Here is a 19426-nt window from a genome sequence, read left to right on the forward strand (position 1 = left end):
CATCATGACTGGCTGCTACACCGAAGCCTTGAAGTTAATCTATAACCCTCTTCGTCCCTTTAACGTCGTTGCAGGAGCGCCAGAATGAAACCCGTCGAACCCTTTTATCGGGACGCTGGCGCAGGCCCGGGCGTTGTCTGCTTTCACGCCAATGCGAGTCACTCGGTGCAATGGCGTGGACTGCAAGATCACCTGGCTGCAACGTTTCGGGTTCTGGCGCTCGATTCGTTTGGCGCCGGCAAGAGCCCGGCGTGGCCCACCGATCGAATCGTCACCCTCAGTGAAGAAGCGCGTTTCGCCGAGCCGGTGCTCGCCCGCGCCGGCGAACCGCTCATTCTGGTCGGTCACTCTTATGGTGGGGCGGTGGCGTTGATTACGGCGTTGCAGAACCCTGGCCGGGTGCGCGCCATGGCGTTGTATAAGCCGACATTGTTTGCCCTGCTCGACGCCGAATCGCCCCCACCCAATGAGGCGGATGCCATTCGTGAAGTCGTCGCAAACGCCGGGCTGGCACTTGAGGCGGGTAACCTGGACGCAGCGGCCCAGCACTTCATTGACTACTGGATGGGTGCCGGGGCCTGGGAGCAAACCCCGGAACAACGCAAGCCTTCCATCGCCGCCGCGGTGGCCAATGTGCAGGGCTGGGCTCACGCCTTGTTGAACGAGCCGACGCCATTGCAGGCGTTCCGCTCGCTCAACCTGCCAGTGCTTTTCATGGTCGGCAAGGATTCACCGGCATCGTCACGGGCAGTGGCACGGCTACTGACCGGCACACTGCCAAACGTTGAAGTGGTAGAACTCGAGGGGCTCGGTCATATGGGGCCGATTACGCATCCGGAGATCGTCAATCAGGTGATCGTGCAATTTATTGAGCGCAATTGACCTGATTTCACACCACTACAGCGCAGGACGCTGCAGTTTGACCCACTCCTGCACCGCAGGCCGCTGCCATTGACGCTGCGCGTATTCCACCAACGCGGATGGCACGGCATCGCCGTTGAGTATCAGCCGGTTGAGCATCAAGGCCAGATCCACATCAACAATCGACCATTGCCCGAACAAGTACTTGCGGCCGTCAGCCAGCAGCGCTTGTGCGGCATTGATCAGCTTGCGCGCGGCCGACTCGGCAGCGGGCGACAAGGACGGCGATTTGAGGCCATAAAACACCACCAGTGTGGATCGCTCCAGCCGGATGGGCAGCAGATCACTGCGCAGCCACGCCTGGATTTGTCGTGCCTTCGCGCGTTGCGTCAGCTCTTGCGGGTAAACCGGCGTCTGAGGGAGAACGTCTTCCAGGTATTCAGTGATCGCCGACGATTCAGACAAGGCAAAGTCGCCATGCACGAGCGTCGGTACACGCTGGGTCAGCGAGAGGCTGGCATAGTCTTCGGACTGGTTTTCGAAGGCGTCGAGGTCCAGCGGGCTCAGTTCGAACTCGATGCCCTTTTCGCGAAGTGCCACGAAAACCGACATGGCATAGGGGCTGGTGAATTGAGCATCAACGTACAGGCGCAGGCGGGAATCATTCACGAGGACATCTCCATAGGGTGAGCAAACACGCTACGAGATCCGATGCCATAAAGAAAATTCATGATTTTTATGGACACATTCCTGAGCGGAATACCTGCGATTGACAGCAGCTCAGCCCGCACCCGGTTGAAACTTCTTCCGGTAAGCCGCTGGAAGCAGGCCCACTCGCTGCCGAAAAAGCCTGCGAAAGGAATTGCCATCCTCGTAACCGACTTTGTAAGTGATGCTGTCCAGCGTCATTCGTGTCGACTCAAGAAGCTGCTTTGCCCTCTCCACGCGTAGCGCTTGCAGGTAGGTCAGCGGCGTATAACCAGTGGCTTCCTTGAAACGCCTTTTGAAGTTCCTGACGCCGAACCCGAATCGCTGGGCCACGTCATTGATCAACAGTGGCTGATGGAAGTTATCCTCCAGCCAATCTTGTACTCGCAAGATATCGCCATCCCCATGGTTCTTCGGCAGTGACCACATGACATAGACCGATTGCTCGCTGCGCACGTTGTCGACCAACAAATATTTGCCACACTTCTGCGCCAGCTCCAATGAAGCGAACCGACGGATGAGGTGCAGCAAAAGATCCATGGCAGCACTCGCCCCCCCGCAGGTGATGACGCGATTATCCTCGCAAAGGATTTGCTCCTCCTCCAGACAGACCGTGGAATATCGACGGCGAAAAAGATTGGCAAAGGCCCAGTGCGTGGTGGCACGAATACCGTCCAGCATTCTCGCTTCGGCCAGCATGAACGTCGCCGTACACATTGAAGCCACAACGGCACCTTGCGCATGCTGTTGGCGCAACCACGGCCCATAACCTGCAAATGCAGGCAAGGCATCCTTCAGGGTGAAGAGGAACCCCGGGATAACCACCAGATCGGTTCGACAGACTTCGTCGATGGATCGGTCCACGCGTAGCGTCTGCCCGCCCCACGCGGCGACGTCACCGCCATCCAAAGAGGCGACTACCACATCAAACGGCGCGCTGGTGGTGTCGGCGAACAGGTTGGCGGCACTGAGCACCTCCAGCGCCAGGGTGGCGCTGGCGGCGGAACATTGATCAGCCAGTAGCAAAGTAACGTGCATGAATAAATGATCCAGATTGCGCTTTTCGCATGAAAAAAGTCATTTGTGCACCTACCTTATCCGATTTCTCCGCCCTAAAGTGCACCGCTCCACTCAGCCCTCGGCGTATTTATGAATCTCTGGTTTCGACTGTTCCTCATGCTGTTTCGTCGCCCGTGGCGCAAGCCGGTTGATGGGCTGGCCACTACCGTCATCCGCATGCGCGTCTGGCCGCTCGATCTTGACCTCAACCGACACGTCACCAATGGCCGCTATTTCACCTTGGCCGATATAGGTCGCATGGATTTCGTCCTGCGCAGCGGCGCCTTCCGCGTAGCTCTGCGCCACAAGGCGGTGCCGATCGTCGGGGATACCTGGGGCAAGTTCCGTCGAGAACTGAAGCTGTTCGAATCGTTTGAGATTCACACAAAAATGCTCGGCTGGGACGATAAGTGGAGCTTTATGGAACACCGCTTCGTGAGCAAGGGACGCGTGATCGGCGTCGTCATCATGCGGGGGCTGTTCCGTGCGGCCAAAGGCACGGTCCCACCTGCCGAGTTTGTCCGGGAACTGGGGTTGGCTGAACGGTCACCCGAGATGTCGCCGTGGTTGACGGCCTGGTCGCAGAGCTGCGACGACATGAGCCGACAACTCCGAGAGGAAGAAGGCCTGGTTACGCAACCGCCCTCCTGAAGAGAGATCAACACGAGTCCAAGCGCCGCTAGTGGGTTCTCAAATGCGGGCGTTTGTTTAGGGGACTGTTACGTCAGGATCTGAAATATTGAAACTAATCGTTTTTCTACAAGCCGTCCTGTGTTCGATACGTGATTCCTAGTCGCCTTCAACTGAAAATTGTTAGATTTTCTTCAACAAAATCAGCACATTAAGAATAATGATTGGCCCCGCGACACTCGTCAGATCCATCTCAGTATTCATCGTGATGACATCCCCCCCTGCTACTTCATAGCGTAGGGGCTCTCAAATCTCATGATCGAGGGCTTTTGGTTTCTTTAGACGCCTGTTATAGATAGATTAGATCTAACGAAAGATTAAATAGCTATAGGGAAATGGCAGCACTCCGGCAGGTTTGCTTGTTTATAAGGGATATGAAATGCGCGATTTTTTGCACGATGAATCAGTTGTGCCTGAGCTAATGGCTGAGGTCTGTCGCATTTCCCTGGATTTTCTGGCAGAAGCTCGTCATGCAGCAGTGGTCAATACCCAATCAATTAATCGGGTCACTCAATCCTCAATGCCTGAACTGGGGATTGGCAGCCTGGCTGCCCTGACGTCTTATTGGGAAAATTACGGCTCCGCACACACGCGCAGTACCGGACCGCGGTATTACGGTTTCGTGACGGGTGGAACAACACCCGCAGCCCTTGCCGGGGATTGGCTTGTTTCCGTTCTTGACCAGAATGTGGCCACCGAGCGCCATTCCGTGGCGGCGTTCATTGAAGCGCAAACGTTGAACTTCATCGCGGACTTGCTAAAACTCCCCCCGGGCCTCTTCCAGGGTGTGCTGACCACTGGCGCTACTGCAGCGAATCTCGTCGGTCTTGCCACCGCTCGCGAATGGTGTGGCGAACTAATGGACGTCAGTATTGCGCAGGACGGACTTCAAGCCGCGCCCCCCATCATGGTTTTCTGCGCCTCGCCTCATTCAAGCATCGTCAAGGATCTTGGGCTGCTGGGGATAGGTCAGCGCAACTTTATCAATGTTACCTGCCTGCCAGACCGTGAAGTTTTTGACTTGCAGGCTCTGGAAAACGCACTCCGCAATTGCTCATCGAAATGCCGAATTGTGGTCGCCAGTGCGGGCACCGTTAATAGCGGGGATTTTGACGATCTCGTCTCCCTGGCTCGCCTGTGTAAGGAATATGGCGCTTGGCTTCACGTCGACGCAGCATTTGGTGCCTTTGCGCGATGCTCCAATACGTATGAGCATCTGGTTGAAGGTCTGGAACTCGCGGACTCTATAACGGCCGACGCCCACAAATGGCTTAATGTACCCTATGACTGCGGTATTGCTTTTACTCGCCATGTAACCCTTCATGAACGCGCATTCTCGGCGGATGCCCCCTACGTCCCAATGGAGGGGCAGTTACCTGCTTTCATGAATCGGGGCGTCGAACAATCACGACGTTACCGGGCACTACCGTTGTGGATGACGTTGATTGCGTATGGCAAGACGGGCTATCGAGAGCTAATTGAACGTCACTGCGATTATGCTCAGCGCATCGCCTCATGGATTGATAACAGCCCCTGTTATCAAATGCTATGCGAGGTCAGACTGAACATCTTGGTATTCCGATATTACAACGCGGGCAATAGTCCTCAAGAACTGGCAGCATTCAACAAGCGAGTCTTGAGCAATCTCAATGACAGCGGCGAAATGTACATCACCCCTACCCAATATAAAGGTGAGTTCGCTTTGCGTTTGTCTATCAGCAACTGGATGACCCAACCCGAAGATATCGACCGGGTGATCGCTGCCTTAAAACGCGCAGCCGATTAAAGCCAAGCGGCATCTGTCGTATTTTCGAATCAACAAGGAATAATATCCATGTCGTCAACTGCATCCGCGAGTCACGCTCCCGCCAATGGTCTGTTCGGACTGTTTTGTCTGGGTAGTTACTTATTATCCCTGTCTTATGGCACCACGTTTTTATTGGCTATGAAGCTCAGGGAGAGCGGCGGCAGTGAATCCGACGCCGGTACAATTATCTCGGTTGCCATGATTAGCACGTTCCTGGCCGTGATATTTTCCGGGCACCTGACCGACCTGATCGGCGCACCCAAGGCAATCGCCGCCGGCGCGCTATTACTGGCCGCGGCCTGCCTGGGCTTCGCAACTGTCCCTACTTACGGGGTGGCATTGTTGGCCTTCGGTCTGCTTTTGGGTTTTGGCTGGGGTGTTTTCTACACCTTGGGCCCGATCATCGTGGCGATGATCATCGAACCAGCCCGACGGGTGAAATACTTTGCCTTGCTGTCGGGCAGCATGATGAGCGGAATTGGTACTGGCCCATTGGTAGGGCGGGCAGCCGAGGCTTTGGGTTATTCGGTGGAGTCGGCGTTTCTGGTGGCTGCGATCACCAGTCTGTTGGGGGGGTTGGTATTTTTCCTGCTCGGCCCAAAAATCAAACAGCAACAAGCCCAACTTGGCCCGGTTACCGTTTGCAAAATCACGGCCCGGGCCGCACGTTCTGTGCTGCGCTCCAAGGCTGTATTCGCCATTGTCATGGTAGGACTGGGCGGGGCAATCTTCGGCGGGCTGTCGAGCTTTCAAACGTCGTATGCGGCACTCAACCATCTCGACTACTCGCTATTTTTCCTGGGCTTCATGAGCGCGGCGATTTCATGTCGGCTGCTGATTGCAGGATTTATCGTCAAGCGCGACCCGTACGTGATGTCCTGCGTGCTGACCGCGTTGATGGTGATATCGGTTCTGATGTTTATCTTCTCCGCGAAGTCTTCGGGTGCTTATCTGCTGGCCGCGATCATTCTCGGGGTGGGCTATGGCTTGACATACTCAGTCATCAACGGGCTTGCCGCCAACGAAGCACCTGCCGGGCAAACGGCGCAATCATTGGTATTGTTCAGTCTTTCTTATTTTGTCGGCGTATTTGGGTTCCCCCTGTTCGCCGGCAAGGTGATCGTCAATTACGGAATGCCTGCCCTCCTCTACATCATTCTGGTTATCGCCTTGTGCAACTGGTCGATTACGTTGGCTCGCATCGTGTGGCGGCGGACGATGGTGGCCGCGGCGGCGTAAAACTTGTGCCCTCTATTTTTTGTGGCCCCTGAGCAAAAAAATATTAATCCCGACACAACAGAAAGGTATTGCCTACTGACGCTGTAATGATCGAGCTGAGCAGAAAGGAATCTCGCCGCACTTATGTGCCTCACTGTTATCACGCAAGGATGTGAACATACATGTCTACCCTGACGGCCTCGCCTACCGCTGCCTACGAAACCGTTGGTGACGGCGTAGAATCCCGCAATGCTTCATGGAGTTTCGGCGGCACGACGCCGCAACACTTCGATTCTCATGTCTCGAAGTCCGTGCCCAGGTATAAGGACGGGCACGATATTGTGTTGTCGCTCAGTGATTTTTTTGTAAAGAGCGACAGTGTCTGCTACGAGCTTGGCAGTTCCACCGGTACGCTTACCCGGCAACTTGCACAACGCCACTGCGCCTCGGCCAAGTGGGTGGGCATCGACGTTGAAGACGCCATGACCCGCCAGGCAAATACACTGTTGAGCTCGGCACCGCAGCCCAATGTCAGCTTCATCACTGATGACATCCTGACGTTCGCCTATGAAAAAAGCGATTTGATCATTGCTTATTACACGGTGCAATTCGTGCATCCGCGTGTTCGCCAGGCCTTGTTCGATCGTCTTTATGAGTCTTTGAACTGGGGCGGCGCATTTATCATGTTTGAAAAAGTACGCGGCCCTGATGCCCGCTTTCAAGATATTCTCAGTAGTTTGTATGTAGATTACAAACGCGACCAAGGCTACAGCGCCGATGAAATTCTGGCGAAAACGCGAAGTTTGAAAGGCGTGCTGGAACCCTTTTCCACCGCCGGCAATATCGACATGCTTTCCCGTGCGGGTTTCAAAGATATAACCAGCATATTCAAACACATCTGTTTCGAAGGATTTTTTTGCATCAAGTGACAAGGACGTCGTGATGAGCCCAATAACAATCGAGCAATATTTACAGCATCTGCAAATGCCCGCTACGTTTCGCGCCTGGCCAGTGGATTGTGAACTGTGCCAGTCCAAAGAACACTGGGTGCAGATGGAGCACATCCAGGGTCCTGATGAGCAGTCGGTAGCCTTGCCTGTAGTCGGTTGCCAACACTGCGGTCATATTTTTCAAAAATACCGCTTCGATGAAGCCTTTTATCAAGATTACTACGACAAGTTTTATCGCAAGAGCTTGTTTGGCAATACAGAGCCGGAACTCGCCTTCTTTCACGATCAAGTACGCCGAGGCGAGTACTTGCATCAGTATTTGCAAGATTTGCTTCCCGCCAAAGGAAAATTATTGGACGTCGGCTGTTCGGCTGGCGGTCTGATGATTCCTTTCGCCAAACGCGGCTGGTCAGTCAAAGGCAATGACCCCGATTGTGCCTATGTGGAATATGGCAAAAAGATCGGCCTCGACATCGACCTGGTCGGCGCCGAGCACATGAGCCCCAGCGGCGATTACAACCTGATCATCATCAATGGCTCACTGGAACATGTGTATGACGTCAACCAAGTCATGCAACTTTGTCGGCAGGCCAGTGCTGAGGACGGGTTGCTGTTGATTGAAGGTCGCGCCCTGGGCTATGGCCTGGAGCAAGGATTCCTGACCCATAACCATCGGCGCTACCTCAGCGCCAGCAGCATCGAGTACCTGATGTGCCAACATGGTTGGGAACCTGTCTGGACCACCCATGAGCCCGTCTGCGGGCCGACGCGCCCAGGCGCGGTATTTGTGCTGGGGCGTGCCAGTCGCCAACAGGCCGAGGGGCGTCTCGAAGGCATCAAGGCCCAGGGCCGAAAGGCGCTGCTGGAGTCCTATATGCCACGTCTGCATGCATTGCGGACTTGTCCATGAGCGCCTCGGTCTACGCGGTCGAGAAACCCGCAATTCATGTCTATCCCTGCTTGAGGGATGATTTGGTCGTGACGCTACCCGAAGCGGATTCGACCACACCGCGCTACCACCTCTACGATCCCTCTTCAGACATTGGTTTCGAGTTGGGCAAGGCCGAGTACTCCCTTGCCTTGCTTTTCGATGGCCAACGCAGTCACCAAGACATTATTGCCGCCGCGCTTGCGCAGTATCGAATGAAGGTAAGCCCTGAGAAACTAATGCAGTTCGAGCGCAAACTGCTCAATCTGAAACTGCTGAACAGCGCGCAAGCCGCTTACAAAAAGGACCTGCGCGATCCAGCCACAGGCATCACCTACGGCCCGCTGAAAGAGCACCTGCTGATCAATCTGGTGAAAACCAACCCGCAGCCGCTGCTCGATCACATTTACCGATGGGCGCCATGGTGTTGCCGTGCGGCATTCCTTCTGCCACTGCTGGCATTGGCCCTGGCGAGTTTCGTGTATCTGGGCGCGCACTTTGGCACCTTCATGTCCGATGCCGCCGACACCTATGTCCATAGCTACCGCTGGTTGCTCTGGCACTTCCCGGTCATCGTGACTTCCATTGCCCTGCACGAACTCGGGCACGCAATGGCCTGTCGGCACTATGGGGTCAAGGTCAACGATTTCGGGATTGGTATTTACTTGCTGTTGGCCACCGGCTGGGTACGTCCGGTGCAGAAGCAGTGGTCTCAGCTTCCCCTGAATCACCGGGTCATCACCATTCTGGCCGGCCCCATGGTCAGTTTGTTGTATGCCGGCACAGGCATTGCCCTGTGGGCGGTATTTCGAGATACCCAAGGGGTTTTACCCGCGCTTTTCGTGGTGATGGTCGTAGCCTCGTTCATTTCCCTGATACCGACGCTGCTACCCATCTTTAACGGCGACACGTACCTGGCGATTATCGAATGCCTCGAGCAGCCTCGCCTGCGCCAGCGAGCTTTCAATTATGTGAAACGGCATTGGCGTACCCCTGCGCTGGAGCCGGTTCCCCCGGCGTTGCGCAGGCTCTACTGGAGCACATTCCTGTTGACCTGCCTGGGTTGGGTAATCGCCTGGAGCTTCACCGCCTTCACCTTGATCCGCCTTTTCAACCACCCCTGAGGATAGAGCCATGACCCAATCTGTAACGACCCCGGTCGCCAACGAAGAACACACCATCGAGCCTGCTTCGCTCCCTCGGGAAGCCCCCGAAAATAACCTGTTCGAAGAGTTCGACCTCGACGATATCGAAGTAATCGAGAGCAAGGTTTTTGCCTGACCGTTCCACACTTCCTCGGCTTGGCGCCGAGGAAGCCCCCTTCTTTCCCTGACTGGGCAACCGCATGGCTCACTTCGTTAAGCCCGATCCGATTGGCGTGGGCATCCAGTACAACCCCGAAATTCTCGACTGGTTTCCGTTCGAGGACATCGAAGTCGATGTGCTGGAAATCCTGCTCGACAACATTATGGCGCCCATGGATGGTCCGCAAATCATCAAGCCCGCCGCCCGGGCGATGATCGATCGGCTGGCCGAGAAGTTCACCTTGCTGGCGCATTCCAACTACGGCTGCGACTTTGGCTTCAGCCCTCTGGAAGAAACCGCCGCAGTGCAGCGCCATGTGCCCCTGGCCAGGATGTTGAACAGTCCATGGGTCGCAAACCATTGCTTCTATGGCGACAACTCATGGCTGGATATCTGGAGCAGCCCACTGCAGTTCTCCAACGCGGAAGTGCTCCGCTGCGCCGAACGCGCCAAGGCTTTACAGACGCATTACGGGATGCCGCTGGCGCATGAAAACGCCGCCTATTACCTGCAATGCCCGGGCGCGGAAATGCGCGAAGCCGAGTTCCTCGCCCGGCTAGTGCAGCAGTCCGGCACTTTTCTACATCTGGATTTGCACAACATCTACACCAACCACCTGAATCTGAAAAACTTTGACCTGCGCGACTACCTCGACACCTTGCCCCTGGACAAGGTGATCTCGGTGCATCTGGCGGGCGGTAGCTGGCACGACGGGCTTTATCACGATTGGCATGACGCCAGCGTGCCCGAACCGGTTTGGGACCTCTACGAAGAACTGATGTCTCGCTCCCGGCCCTCGGCGATTATTCTGGAGTATCAAGGACAGGCCCACCATGCGCTTACTCGAGTGATGGATGCCAATGACGAACACATGATTGTCACCGATGTTCGGCGGGCACAGAAAATCTGGAACCACCACACAAAGCCCGCACAGGAGCTGGCGCATGGATGCTGAGAAAGTCTGGAAGCTATGGCGACGCCTGCTGCGCGATGAAACATTGCAGCAACAGTTGTTCCAGGCCCAGGGTGCGACCGAGTGGCTACAACACTTCTCCGACGACGAGCGAACGATTTTGCAGGCCTATGCCAGTCAGTTCGAGCGGGTGAAATGGTTCGTCGAAAATTACCAGTTCCGGCTGGTCAATTCCTTTATCAATGCGCTGGAAACCGGCGCACCGTTGACTTTGCGCGCGTTACTCAACATAGGGCTGGATTTGCCTACGCTTTCCAGGACTTTCTTGCGTCAACAAGAGTGGTTCGATTACGGGCCAAAGGTTTATGGCTATTGCGATGCGGCGCTGGGCTTTTTGCTGGAGCGCCAAGAGCTGGCGGACTACCCACAGATTCAGGATCTGATCGGGCTTGAGCGCGAATGTGTGCATTTGTATACCGGCCTGATGGAATCCGACGCCGTGGTGCAAGGCCACTATCAGCGCACCGCCAATGCACGCCTCTATCAGAGCCGCTATGCACTCTCGCAGTGGCTGCGCGATAAAAGCCAGCTGGGACGTAGCAGTCTTGAGGAAACCGGTCAGCATATTCTGGTGTATTTGCCCGATCCTGAGGCCCGCCACAAATTCACCCTTCTAAGCCCGCGCGCGGCGAACCTTTACCGCGACCTGGAGCAACCACGGTTGCCGAGTGACTTGACGCAGCTGTCGGGCTCGACCGCCGGTACGCCATCGAGCGGCGAAGATCTCGCATTGCTCGGCAAACTGCATCAACTCAACGCGATAAGGATGCCGGCCTAAACCATGGAAAGTTCACAGTACTTCTGGTTGCGCTCAACCGGTTTCCCCATTCATCACCTGACGGATCTGGGCAAATTCGCCGAGCTGCCTTCGTGCCGCGCCTTTGAACAGGATTTCCGCTCATTGCAAGGGCTGAAGACAACATTGCTTGAAGAGGCCAACGCCTATTCACCCCAGGCCTGTCGCAAGCTGATCCGCAAGCTCAACGAAGACCAGTCGTTACAGATATCCGACCTGCCGCAAGAATTGCGCGAACCATTGGCCGCGGTAATACAGGACTGGAATGGCTTGCTGGAACGGACTGCGTCGCGGGAGGATGCAGACCGGGAATACCAAGCTTACCTGGAGAGTGCCCGCCAAGGGCTGATCGACTTTCTGGATGACGAAGCGGTGGCCGAGGCGTTGTTCATTTCCAACCCGGCGGCGTTGACGCGCATCCGTGAGCTGATCCGGGATCGGCACAGCAAAAACGATACACGTAAAAAGCAGAAACTGCGTTTGGGCTGGAGTTATGCGCAACGTTTCTGCGCCAAGAACGATACCTCGAGTTTCTTCGGACCGTTGGCCTGGGGCCGGTTCGATACCCATCAGACAGACAATGTGCGGCTGACCCGCAACGATACAGGGTGGATCAAGGACCGCCACACGTTCTTCGAAAACTGGGTGGTGCAACGGCTGGTCGAACAAATCAACCTGCAATGTCCAGACACCGACTGCCTGCCTCTGCAGCTCAACACGGGATGCTACCTGCATGAACAAACCTTGTTCATGCCCATTGGCAAGAGCCAGCGGCTCAGTTCGCAGACCGCGCAGGTACTGGGCTACATCAATGACCACCACGGTCGGGAACCCGTTTTTACAGGGTTATCGAGTGCCTGCCCAGACATCTCGACCAACACATTGCGCGACCTGCTGGAACATCTGGTGAGCAAACGGATCGTGCGTCGAGGCTGGCAGATGTCGCCCCGCGAGCGTCACCCGATAGAACGGTTGCAACGCTGCCTGGCCAGTGTCGGAGTACCCGGTGAGTTCAGTCGGATCTGGCAATCACGCCTTGAAATGCTGGAAGGCGCACGCCGTGATTACGCCAGTGGCGGCCTGGAGCGCCGCACCGAATGCCTGGAGTCTTTGAATCAGCTGCTCGGCGAAGCCGGAGTTGATCTCAGCCGGGAAAGCGGCGCCATGTATGTCGGCCGTTATCCGGTGTACGAGGATTGTTCGAGAAACATCGACATTAGCCTTGGCCAGGCCATGTTCAGCCGGATCAATGAAGAACTGGCACCACTGATGCGCATCAACCAATGGCTGATCAAAGCCATCGCACACCAACTCAACAATGCCTTCATCGAAGTCTGGGCACAGCGCCAGCGCGCTTGCCCCGACAAGCCAGTGGATTTTCTGGAACTTCTCAACGCCCTTGCTCCACGGCTGCCAGCGCTTGAGGAGCATATTGTCATCGATCTTGATCAACGCCTGAAAACAGCATGGGCACAACTGCTGGAGACTTTCCCGGACAACCTCGAGGTGCGTCTTTCGGCTACGGACATTGAGCGTCTGATCTGTCTGCTGAACACCGATCTGGACGTTGCCGGCTTCGAGGTATTCGGCAGCAGCTATCACTCTCCGGATTTCCTGCTCTCCAGTTCGTCAGTGGAAGCCTTCAACCGCGGCGACTACGAAATTATCGTGGGCGAAGTACACCCGGCGGTCCATACCCTGAGCCAGCCCGTTGCCGTGCCCTTCGGCCCGTTCAATGCACAGATAAACCAACAGGTTGAGGCGATTTTTCAGCGCCCTCGCCTGATTCTGGCCGACTCGCCTGACAGCTATCAACGCTCCCATATCGACTGGCCATTGCAGCCCTCTTACCTGCAACTGGTACTGCCCACGGGCGGCGGATGCGTCGCAGCGCACCAGCAATTTTCCGCTGGCCGGGCAAAAGTGCTGCACACCAACGGCCGCCTGCAGGTAGTCGATGCTCTGGGCCAATTCAGCGAAGACCTGCTCTGCGTTTACTCTACCCCCTTGCATCGGCTGGGTTTTGCCTTGGCCGGCAGCGCCGTGGCCAAACACGATCACCGGCGTATCTGGTTGGGTCGCACCCTCTACAAGCGCGCCTCCTGGCTGTTCTCCAATGATCGATTGCCACAGGCAAAGACCTCGGTCGACGACCTCGAACACGCTCTGCAATGGCGCGCGTGGGCGGCGTCCCATGGTTTGCCTCGCTATGCCTTCATCAAGATCGATTCCGAGCCAAAACCGCTATTTCTCGACTTTGATAACCCGTTGTCCTTCGATGGCGTCACCAATGCATTGAAGAATGCCGGCCAGGTGAAGTTTTCAGAGATGCGCCCTAGCCCCGATGAACTTTGGCTCGAAGAAAAACGGGGGCGATTCTGCTGTGAAATACGCACAACATTCTCTACCGGCGAGGACACTTCACATCATTTATGAACGCCCATGTTTTTTAATGACAAGAGTAACGGAATATAAGAAGCCGACTGTGTGGAAGGGGCTAATATTTAGCCCCCCCAAATAAAACTTCGGATACACGCCAACCAAAGCGTATAGAGATTAATTTGCCAGGTTCGACCACGCGGCAGATAGCGCTGCATACTTCGTCTGGAACAGTTCTTTAAGCCTGGAAAAACGAGACGCAGACACAGCAAGGGGCGCAGGCCTGCTGACTCGGCTTACGGATAAGTTCAGATGATAATGAATAACGGCGGCGAAGGGGGTGATGATCATGAAACATATCCTTATGTGTTTTTACGCAAAACTGCGTCAACATCAATGTCATCCTTTGCATTGTGGCCTCTCCGTCCGACTGGAAAGTGCACAACACAATAAAAGACCCCCCTCGCCCTGGCGTCAAGCTTTTAAAGTTAGTATGAATAGGCTTCAAAAGAATGGTGACAACTATTAGAAATACCCTTAATTCGTTCTGATCTAAACATCTGCGCAGACAAAAAAACTGACTTTTCCACTCTCCAGTGTCGACATCCCTGCGCCCTGGCACGTGGTCAAATAGAAGCTAATATTCCCCTGAATCAACCTGCCAAGGACTGCAACCATGAGCCGGCTCGAGCTACTGACCAAATGGAATCGCATGATCGTTCGGTTGCAGATTGAACACGAAATCAGTGCCCGGGATTTCGAGAAGTTCAGCTGGAAACTGGGTATCCCCTGCGTGGTGCTGTCGGCGATTGTCAGCGCCAGCGTCTTTGGCTCGATCAGTGACTCTTCGCCCGTATGGCTCCAATACGTAGCCGGCGTCTTGTCACTCCTGACCCTGGTGTTGAGTTCGGTTCAGACCTTCCTGAACTTTGACACCCGGGCTGCCGGGCACAAAGACACCGCCGAGAAACTTGGGGCGATATCGCGTGAGATACAGGACGAAATCGCCAGCGGCAAAGACGAAGCGATCCTGGGCCCAATCGTTTTGGACATCCGCAAGCGCATTGATTCGATTCTGCTTGATGCGCCAACCTTGCCCAAGTCGACGATCAGAAAACTGGGGGATGTTCGCGTCCACACAGAGACACCGCCAGCAGAGCAAGACACCGTCCCGGCTTGATTAGAGGCCAGACTCTGGTTCGCAGCATCGTGAAAGGAGGCGTTTGAAATGCAACTCATCACGTTGAAAATCGACAAGCCGCAAGAGACGAACTTCATTTTGGGCCAGACGCACTTCATCAAGTCCGTCGAGGACATCCACGAAGCGTTGGTCAACGCCGTGCCAGGTATTCAGTTCGGCGTGGCCTTTTGTGAAGCCTCCGGCAAATGCCTGGTGCGATGGTCCGGCACCGATACCGCCATGATCGAACTGGCGCAGAAAAATGCGCAAGCCATTGCTGCGGGCCATAGCTTCATCATTTTCCTGGGCGACGGTTTCTATCCGTTGAACGTATTGAACACCGTCAAAATGGTTCCAGAGGTGTGCCGGATTTTTTGTGCAACAGCCAATCCGACTGAAGTGATTGTTGCTGAGACGGAACAGGGACGAGCGATTCTGGGCGTGGTGGATGGCTTTTGTGCCAAAGACATTGAAGGCGATGAAGACATTCTGTGGCGCAAGAATCTGTTGCGGCAGATCGGCTACAAGTTGTGATGCCAGTCAGTTAAGTGAAATCCCCTGTGGGACTTGACTGACTGGCATTAGGCCTTGCACCTCACCTGCCCGAATTCTGCACAAGTTGCTCAACGAAAAACTCCACATGCCCTCTCGGATGAGTCGGCAATGGCCAGGTGTCGACGTTGTGAGCCAGGGCCTGGAAGGCTTGGGCGCATTTGGAACGGGGAAAGGCTTCAAGCACTGCACGCCCCTTCTGCACGGCTTTGTGCGCACATTCATCGTTGGGTATCGCGCCGACGTATTGCAGCGAGACATCGAGGAACATGTCGGTAATCTTTTCCAGCTTGGCAAACAGATTGCGGCCTTCCGACGGACTGCCCGTCATGTTGACCAACACCCGAAAACGGTGCAGACCGTAATTCAGGTTGAGCAGCTTGATCAACCCGTAGGCGCCGCTGATCGAGGTGGGTTCATCGCACACGACCACCATCACTTCCTGCGCCGCGCGGATGAAGTTGACCACTGAGCCACCGATACCGGCGGCCGTATCGATCACCAGCACATCCAGCTTATCGCCAATGTCGCTAAAGGACTGGATCAGCGCACGGTATTGCGCCGGCTCCAGATGAATCATGCTCTGCAAGCCCGAAGAGGCCGGGACAACACGAATGCCTCCAGGCCCAGGCAACAGCGCCTCGGACAGCTCGCAACGCCCTTCGATGACATCGGCCAGTGTGTAGCGCGGGGTCAGCCCCAACAGAATATCGATATTCGCCAGGCCCAGATCAGCGTCGAGCAATACGACGCGTCGCCCCATTTTTGCCAGCGCCAGCGACAGGTTAACCGCCACCGTTGTCTTGCCCACGCCACCTTTACCGCCAGTTACCGCGATAACTTGCACGCAATGCACATCATCCATTTTGCCTTCCCTTCCCTGCGCATTGTGTGCCAGTACGTAATGGCACCATCCTGATGCCGGAAGAATAGCTGAAAAGCGCAAAATTGCTGCTTTGTCTCCCGACAAGAGGCTCATCGCCACATACCATCGACCCTTTTCAACGAAAACGCCGCTAATGGGTAGATTCAGAGGATGACACTGCGCTCCTGAACGATCGCTGGCAGATGTACCGATAGATGCGCCTGAACTGGCGCCAGGCTCTCAGGCGCCCTGCTCACCCAGAGATGAAGAAACTACCAGGACGTCTAAATCCAGACGTCATTGATTGCGGTTCTTTCTCCATCCTGATCGCCGGTATTCAGCACGCCACGCGGTTCGATCAGTAGCATCCTCACCTCTCGCTCAGCGTAAGGCTTGTGTTCGACGCCCTTGGGGACGACGTACATTTCTCCCTGCCTGACCACGACGGCCCCCTCTCGAAGATCAATGCGAAGCTCGCCTTCGAGGACGATGAAGGTTTCATCGGTGTCGGCATGGGAATGCCAGACAAAGTCGCCTTCGATTTTCACTACCTTGAACTGGTAGTCGTTCATTTCGGCAATGACCTTGGGCGCCCATTGTTCGCTGAACAACGCCAGTTTTTCGGCAAAGTTAATCGCGGTGCAGGTCGTCACGCCGGGTTGGGAATTCATTTGAGTTGCCCTCATTCGCCAGGATATCGAGCCCTGACTTTAGGGATGACTCAACGCTGCGTATTGCATGATTGTGCAAGTAGCCCAGGAACATCCTCAAACAAGGCCCAGCCGCTTCATCCACCGGCCGGGTGAAACGCCGTAGGTCTGGACGAATTGGCGCGTCATGTGGCTTTGATCGAAAAAGCCTGCGCAGACGGCCGCCTCCGCCATCGAGTGGCCCCCGAACATTAGCGCTCTTGCCAGATCGAGACGTCGTTGAGTCATGTATCGATAGGGGCTCGTACCGTACAGCGCACGAAAATCACGGCTCAGGCTCCAGCGGTCTCGACCGCTGGCCTGCGATAATTCATCCAGGGTAATGACTCGATCCAGCGATTCATGAATCAGCGCGCGCGCGCGTTCAGCCGCAGCAAAGTCAAACGACTTGCGCCGCCCGCGTTGACCACAAAGCACATCCAGCGCTTGCGCGAGATCGTAAATGGCATCGTCTTCTTGCAGGGGCTCGATGCAAGCGTCGAGGTTTTGCAGCAGTGCCTGGGTCGCGGCATAAAGCCGTGGGTCGCTCGATAGACCACCCTCGATGAAGGGCAAGGGCTTGCCACCTAATACTTGCTGAATCAAAGCGGGTTCGATGTAGATCATCCGATAATGAAAACCCGCTTCGGTACCGGCTTCACCGTCATGCACCTCGTCTGGATGCAAAACGATGGTTTTCCCGGGCAGGCTGTGACGCTTGGTGTTGCGGTACTGGAAGCTTTGTACACCCGACAGCGTTCGTCCGATGGCGTACGTATCGTGGCGATGCGGCGTAAACCCATGGCCGCCAAAAAAGGCTTCGATACGCTCGATCTTCAACGGCTGAGCCGAGCGCTTTACCCAATCCTTGTCACCCCTGGCTTTCGTCATGTCCCTGTACCACCTGAATGATGTCGGTACGGTACCAGCCCGCGTGTCCGATGTCCCCGGCGGACTGACCCGTGCATGCCTGAATCGGCCCCCACGGCGGCGGCGCCAAATTTGTCTCTTCCCCTCGTGAACCAGTCTTCAGACCCGCAGTCTTAGCCGTGCCGTAAAAGAAGCTCACCCAACGAAGCGCTCCTACGGTCATTGCTCGTTCCTGTCCCCCTATCGTCGTCATCTCATCAGAGCTGTCCGTTCATGCGCCCAACCGTCCGCCGCTGTCGCTTTATCTCTCTGTGCCTGATGCCTTTATTCCCGCTGCTCGCCAGCCCCGCCCATGCCAGTGGGGAACGGCAACTGGTGGAGGTCATCAACGACTACCGCGCCGATCCCGATCGCTGCGCAGGGCGTACGGTCAAGCCGTTGCGGCCGTTGTCGCTGAAATCGAACCTGGCGCTGCCGGTCGGCTATGGCGGCGGTTTGCGGAACGCCTTGAAAGCTAACGGCTATCAAGCGGTGACGGTGCGCACCCTTCGCGTGGTCGGCGCGCAAGATGCCGATGAGGCGTTTGACATGCTTGAGAGCGACAACTGCGGGGCGCTGCTCGATACTCAGTTCGCCGACATCGGCGTCACTCGCTCCCGTAGCGAATGGCAGGTGGTACTGGCGCAACCGGTGCTCGACGGACGTGTCGGCGATTCGCGAGCAGCGGGCAAGACGTTGCTGGCCGAGGTCAATGCAGCACGGGCCAGGCCGCGCATGTGCGGCCGCCAACGCTTCGCCGCCGCACGGCCACTGTCCTGGAATCCCGCCTTGGGCGCCGCCGCCCAAGGCCACAGCAAGGCGATGGCCTACGGCAATTACTTCGCCCATCGGGATCCCGATGGGGATATGCCGGCAGACCGGGCCAGAGCCGCCGGTTACCGAGGCCGACAGATTGGCGAAAACATCGCCGCCGGACAAAGCTCACCGGGCAAGGCGATGGCCGGCTGGCTGGCCAGCCCCGGGCACTGCGCCAACCTGATGAACCCGATGTTTACCCAAGTGGGCGCGGCCTATGCCGCCGATTCGCGCAGCGATGAGGGTGTTTATTGGACGATGCTGTTTGGTGCGCCTTGAGTGAAGCGCATTCCATAACTCCTGAAATGCCAGTCTATTAAACGCAAACCCTGTGGGAGCGGGCTTGCCCGCGAAGACGGCGGCGCAATCAACATCGATGTCGCCTGACCCACCGCCATCGCGGGCAAGCCCGCTCCCACAAAGACCCAAGCCAAACACCAGATTGGTGGACCACTGGGACCAGACTTTGGGAGCGAGCCTGCTCGCGATGAGGCCATATCAGCCACCATCGCAGGCAAGCCTGCTCCCACAAAGGGATTGGCGACGGACACAATGTTTGCGAACAACACCGACACTGTGGGAGCGGGCTTGCCCGCGAAGACGGCGGCACAATCAACATCGATGTCGCCTGACCCACCGCCATCGCGGGCAAGCCCGCTCCCACAAAGACCCAAGCCGAACACCAGATTGGTGGAGCACTGGGACCAGACTGTGGGAGCGAGTCTGCTCGCGATGAGGCCA

At 56.2% G+C, this 19426-nt stretch carries 20 protein-coding genes; 14 read left to right on the top strand and 6 right to left on the bottom strand.

Going from position 1 to position 19426, the window contains the following annotated elements; all coding sequences use genetic code 11:
- Positions 1-84 precede the first annotated feature (84 nt).
- The gene (locus AB7M22_RS16200) at positions 85-882 is read left to right on the top strand and encodes an alpha/beta fold hydrolase (protein ID WP_454187084.1); all 798 of its coding nucleotides are present in this window, start codon (positions 85-87) and stop codon (positions 880-882) included.
- 15 nt (positions 883-897) lie between these two features.
- Here the strand turns inward: AB7M22_RS16200 and yfcF are convergent, their stop codons facing one another.
- Together yfcF and AB7M22_RS16210 are read right to left on the bottom strand one after the other, a co-directional pair.
- Complete coding sequence (yfcF, locus tag AB7M22_RS16205) at positions 898-1530, bottom strand: glutathione transferase (RefSeq protein WP_454187085.1); 633 nt, start codon at positions 1528-1530, stop codon at positions 898-900.
- A 111-nt stretch (positions 1531-1641) separates the two neighbouring features.
- Positions 1642-2607, bottom strand: a complete 966-nt coding sequence (locus tag AB7M22_RS16210) for a GlxA family transcriptional regulator (RefSeq protein ID WP_454187086.1) — start codon at positions 2605-2607, stop codon at positions 1642-1644.
- A 111-nt stretch (positions 2608-2718) separates the two neighbouring features.
- On the opposite strand from AB7M22_RS16210, the gene AB7M22_RS16215 reads away from it, so the two are divergent.
- From AB7M22_RS16215 to AB7M22_RS16260, 10 genes are all read left to right on the top strand, one after another.
- Positions 2719-3279 (top strand): thioesterase family protein, encoded by a 561-nt coding sequence (locus AB7M22_RS16215; RefSeq protein ID WP_454187087.1) that lies wholly within the window; start codon positions 2719-2721, stop codon positions 3277-3279.
- A gap of 418 nt (positions 3280-3697) precedes the next feature.
- On the top strand, positions 3698-5104 hold the full coding sequence (locus AB7M22_RS16220; RefSeq protein WP_454187088.1) for a pyridoxal phosphate-dependent decarboxylase family protein: 1407 nt from the start codon (positions 3698-3700) through the stop codon (positions 5102-5104).
- A 48-nt stretch (positions 5105-5152) separates the two neighbouring features.
- The gene (locus tag AB7M22_RS16225; protein ID WP_454187089.1) at positions 5153-6364 is read left to right on the top strand and encodes an MFS transporter; all 1212 of its coding nucleotides are present in this window, start codon (positions 5153-5155) and stop codon (positions 6362-6364) included.
- 161 nt (positions 6365-6525) lie between these two features.
- Positions 6526-7272, top strand: coding sequence for a methyltransferase domain-containing protein (locus AB7M22_RS16230; protein WP_454187090.1), 747 nt, complete (start codon positions 6526-6528; stop codon positions 7270-7272).
- A 13-nt stretch (positions 7273-7285) separates the two neighbouring features.
- The gene (locus AB7M22_RS16235) at positions 7286-8203 is read left to right on the top strand and encodes a class I SAM-dependent methyltransferase (protein WP_454187091.1); all 918 of its coding nucleotides are present in this window, start codon (positions 7286-7288) and stop codon (positions 8201-8203) included.
- Positions 8200-9345 carry a M50 family metallopeptidase gene (locus tag AB7M22_RS16240; RefSeq protein WP_454187092.1) on the top strand — a complete coding sequence of 382 codons (1146 nt, stop codon included), beginning with the start codon at positions 8200-8202 and terminating at the stop codon, positions 9343-9345. Before AB7M22_RS16235 ends, AB7M22_RS16240 begins: the two co-directional genes overlap by 4 nt.
- A 10-nt stretch (positions 9346-9355) precedes the next feature.
- Complete coding sequence (gene tglA / locus AB7M22_RS16245; RefSeq protein WP_454187093.1) at positions 9356-9502, top strand: 3-thiaglutamate biosynthesis pearlin carrier peptide TglA; 147 nt, start codon at positions 9356-9358, stop codon at positions 9500-9502.
- A 64-nt stretch (positions 9503-9566) separates the two neighbouring features.
- On the top strand, positions 9567-10481 hold the full coding sequence (locus AB7M22_RS16250) for a DUF692 domain-containing protein (RefSeq protein ID WP_454187094.1): 915 nt from the start codon (positions 9567-9569) through the stop codon (positions 10479-10481).
- Complete coding sequence (locus tag AB7M22_RS16255) at positions 10471-11277, top strand: hypothetical protein (RefSeq protein ID WP_454187095.1); 807 nt, start codon at positions 10471-10473, stop codon at positions 11275-11277. Before AB7M22_RS16250 ends, AB7M22_RS16255 begins: the two co-directional genes overlap by 11 nt.
- Before the next feature lie 3 nt (positions 11278-11280).
- On the top strand, positions 11281-13731 hold the full coding sequence (locus AB7M22_RS16260; protein ID WP_454187096.1) for a lantibiotic dehydratase: 2451 nt from the start codon (positions 11281-11283) through the stop codon (positions 13729-13731).
- 120 nt (positions 13732-13851) lie between these two features.
- On the opposite strand, the gene AB7M22_RS16265 is transcribed toward AB7M22_RS16260, so the two are convergent.
- Entirely contained in the window at positions 13852-14025 is a 174-nt protein-coding gene (locus AB7M22_RS16265; protein WP_454187097.1) for a hypothetical protein, read from the bottom strand.
- Between the two features lie 325 nt (positions 14026-14350).
- On the opposite strand from AB7M22_RS16265, the gene AB7M22_RS16270 reads away from it, so the two are divergent.
- Positions 14351-14854 carry an SLATT domain-containing protein gene (locus AB7M22_RS16270; protein ID WP_007904837.1) on the top strand — a complete coding sequence of 168 codons (504 nt, stop codon included), beginning with the start codon at positions 14351-14353 and terminating at the stop codon, positions 14852-14854.
- Between the two features lie 48 nt (positions 14855-14902).
- Positions 14903-15388 (top strand): adenosine-specific kinase, encoded by a 486-nt coding sequence (locus AB7M22_RS16275; RefSeq protein WP_454187098.1) that lies wholly within the window; start codon positions 14903-14905, stop codon positions 15386-15388.
- Positions 15389-15449: 61 nt separating this feature from the next.
- Here AB7M22_RS16275 and AB7M22_RS16280 read toward each other — a convergent pair whose 3' ends face one another.
- From AB7M22_RS16280 to AB7M22_RS16290, 3 genes are all read right to left on the bottom strand, one after another.
- Positions 15450-16271: a MinD/ParA family protein gene (locus tag AB7M22_RS16280; RefSeq protein ID WP_454187099.1), complete on the bottom strand. Its 822-nt coding sequence runs from the start codon at positions 16269-16271 to the stop codon at positions 15450-15452.
- Between the two features lie 284 nt (positions 16272-16555).
- Positions 16556-16942: a cupin domain-containing protein gene (locus AB7M22_RS16285; RefSeq protein WP_007904840.1), complete on the bottom strand. Its 387-nt coding sequence runs from the start codon at positions 16940-16942 to the stop codon at positions 16556-16558.
- Positions 16943-17038: 96 nt separating this feature from the next.
- On the bottom strand, positions 17039-17851 hold the full coding sequence (locus AB7M22_RS16290; protein WP_454187100.1) for an AraC family transcriptional regulator: 813 nt from the start codon (positions 17849-17851) through the stop codon (positions 17039-17041).
- A gap of 252 nt (positions 17852-18103) precedes the next feature.
- Here AB7M22_RS16290 and AB7M22_RS16295 point away from each other — a divergent pair, with 252 nt between their 5' ends.
- Entirely contained in the window at positions 18104-18964 is an 861-nt protein-coding gene (locus tag AB7M22_RS16295) for a CAP domain-containing protein (RefSeq protein WP_454187101.1), read from the top strand.
- Positions 18965-19426 lie beyond the last annotated feature (462 nt).

The sequence above is a fragment of the Pseudomonas sp. ADAK2 TE3594 genome (genome assembly GCF_053628675.1).

Excerpts from the sequence above, each read along its gene's own strand:
- AB7M22_RS16200 (WP_454187084.1), top strand. The coding sequence starts at position 85 with ATGAAACCCGTCGAACCCTTTTATCGGGACGCTGGCGCAGGCCCGGGC.
- AB7M22_RS16210 (WP_454187086.1), bottom strand. The coding sequence starts at position 2,607 with ATGCACGTTACTTTGCTACTGGCTGATCAATGTTCCGCCGCCAGCGCC.
- AB7M22_RS16215 (WP_454187087.1), top strand. The coding sequence starts at position 2,719 with ATGAATCTCTGGTTTCGACTGTTCCTCATGCTGTTTCGTCGCCCGTGG.
- AB7M22_RS16220 (WP_454187088.1), top strand. The coding sequence starts at position 3,698 with ATGCGCGATTTTTTGCACGATGAATCAGTTGTGCCTGAGCTAATGGCT.
- AB7M22_RS16225 (WP_454187089.1), top strand. The coding sequence starts at position 5,153 with ATGTCGTCAACTGCATCCGCGAGTCACGCTCCCGCCAATGGTCTGTTC.
- AB7M22_RS16230 (WP_454187090.1), top strand. The coding sequence starts at position 6,526 with ATGTCTACCCTGACGGCCTCGCCTACCGCTGCCTACGAAACCGTTGGT.
- AB7M22_RS16235 (WP_454187091.1), top strand. The coding sequence starts at position 7,286 with ATGAGCCCAATAACAATCGAGCAATATTTACAGCATCTGCAAATGCCC.
- AB7M22_RS16240 (WP_454187092.1), top strand. The coding sequence starts at position 8,200 with ATGAGCGCCTCGGTCTACGCGGTCGAGAAACCCGCAATTCATGTCTAT.
- tglA (WP_454187093.1), top strand. The coding sequence starts at position 9,356 with ATGACCCAATCTGTAACGACCCCGGTCGCCAACGAAGAACACACCATC.
- AB7M22_RS16250 (WP_454187094.1), top strand. The coding sequence starts at position 9,567 with ATGGCTCACTTCGTTAAGCCCGATCCGATTGGCGTGGGCATCCAGTAC.
- AB7M22_RS16255 (WP_454187095.1), top strand. The coding sequence starts at position 10,471 with ATGGATGCTGAGAAAGTCTGGAAGCTATGGCGACGCCTGCTGCGCGAT.
- AB7M22_RS16260 (WP_454187096.1), top strand. The coding sequence starts at position 11,281 with ATGGAAAGTTCACAGTACTTCTGGTTGCGCTCAACCGGTTTCCCCATT.
- AB7M22_RS16265 (WP_454187097.1), bottom strand. The coding sequence starts at position 14,025 with ATGATCATCACCCCCTTCGCCGCCGTTATTCATTATCATCTGAACTTA.
- AB7M22_RS16270 (WP_007904837.1), top strand. The coding sequence starts at position 14,351 with ATGAGCCGGCTCGAGCTACTGACCAAATGGAATCGCATGATCGTTCGG.
- AB7M22_RS16275 (WP_454187098.1), top strand. The coding sequence starts at position 14,903 with ATGCAACTCATCACGTTGAAAATCGACAAGCCGCAAGAGACGAACTTC.
- AB7M22_RS16280 (WP_454187099.1), bottom strand. The coding sequence starts at position 16,271 with ATGGATGATGTGCATTGCGTGCAAGTTATCGCGGTAACTGGCGGTAAA.
- AB7M22_RS16285 (WP_007904840.1), bottom strand. The coding sequence starts at position 16,942 with ATGAATTCCCAACCCGGCGTGACGACCTGCACCGCGATTAACTTTGCC.
- AB7M22_RS16290 (WP_454187100.1), bottom strand. The coding sequence starts at position 17,851 with ATGACGAAAGCCAGGGGTGACAAGGATTGGGTAAAGCGCTCGGCTCAG.
- AB7M22_RS16295 (WP_454187101.1), top strand. The coding sequence starts at position 18,104 with ATGCGCCCAACCGTCCGCCGCTGTCGCTTTATCTCTCTGTGCCTGATG.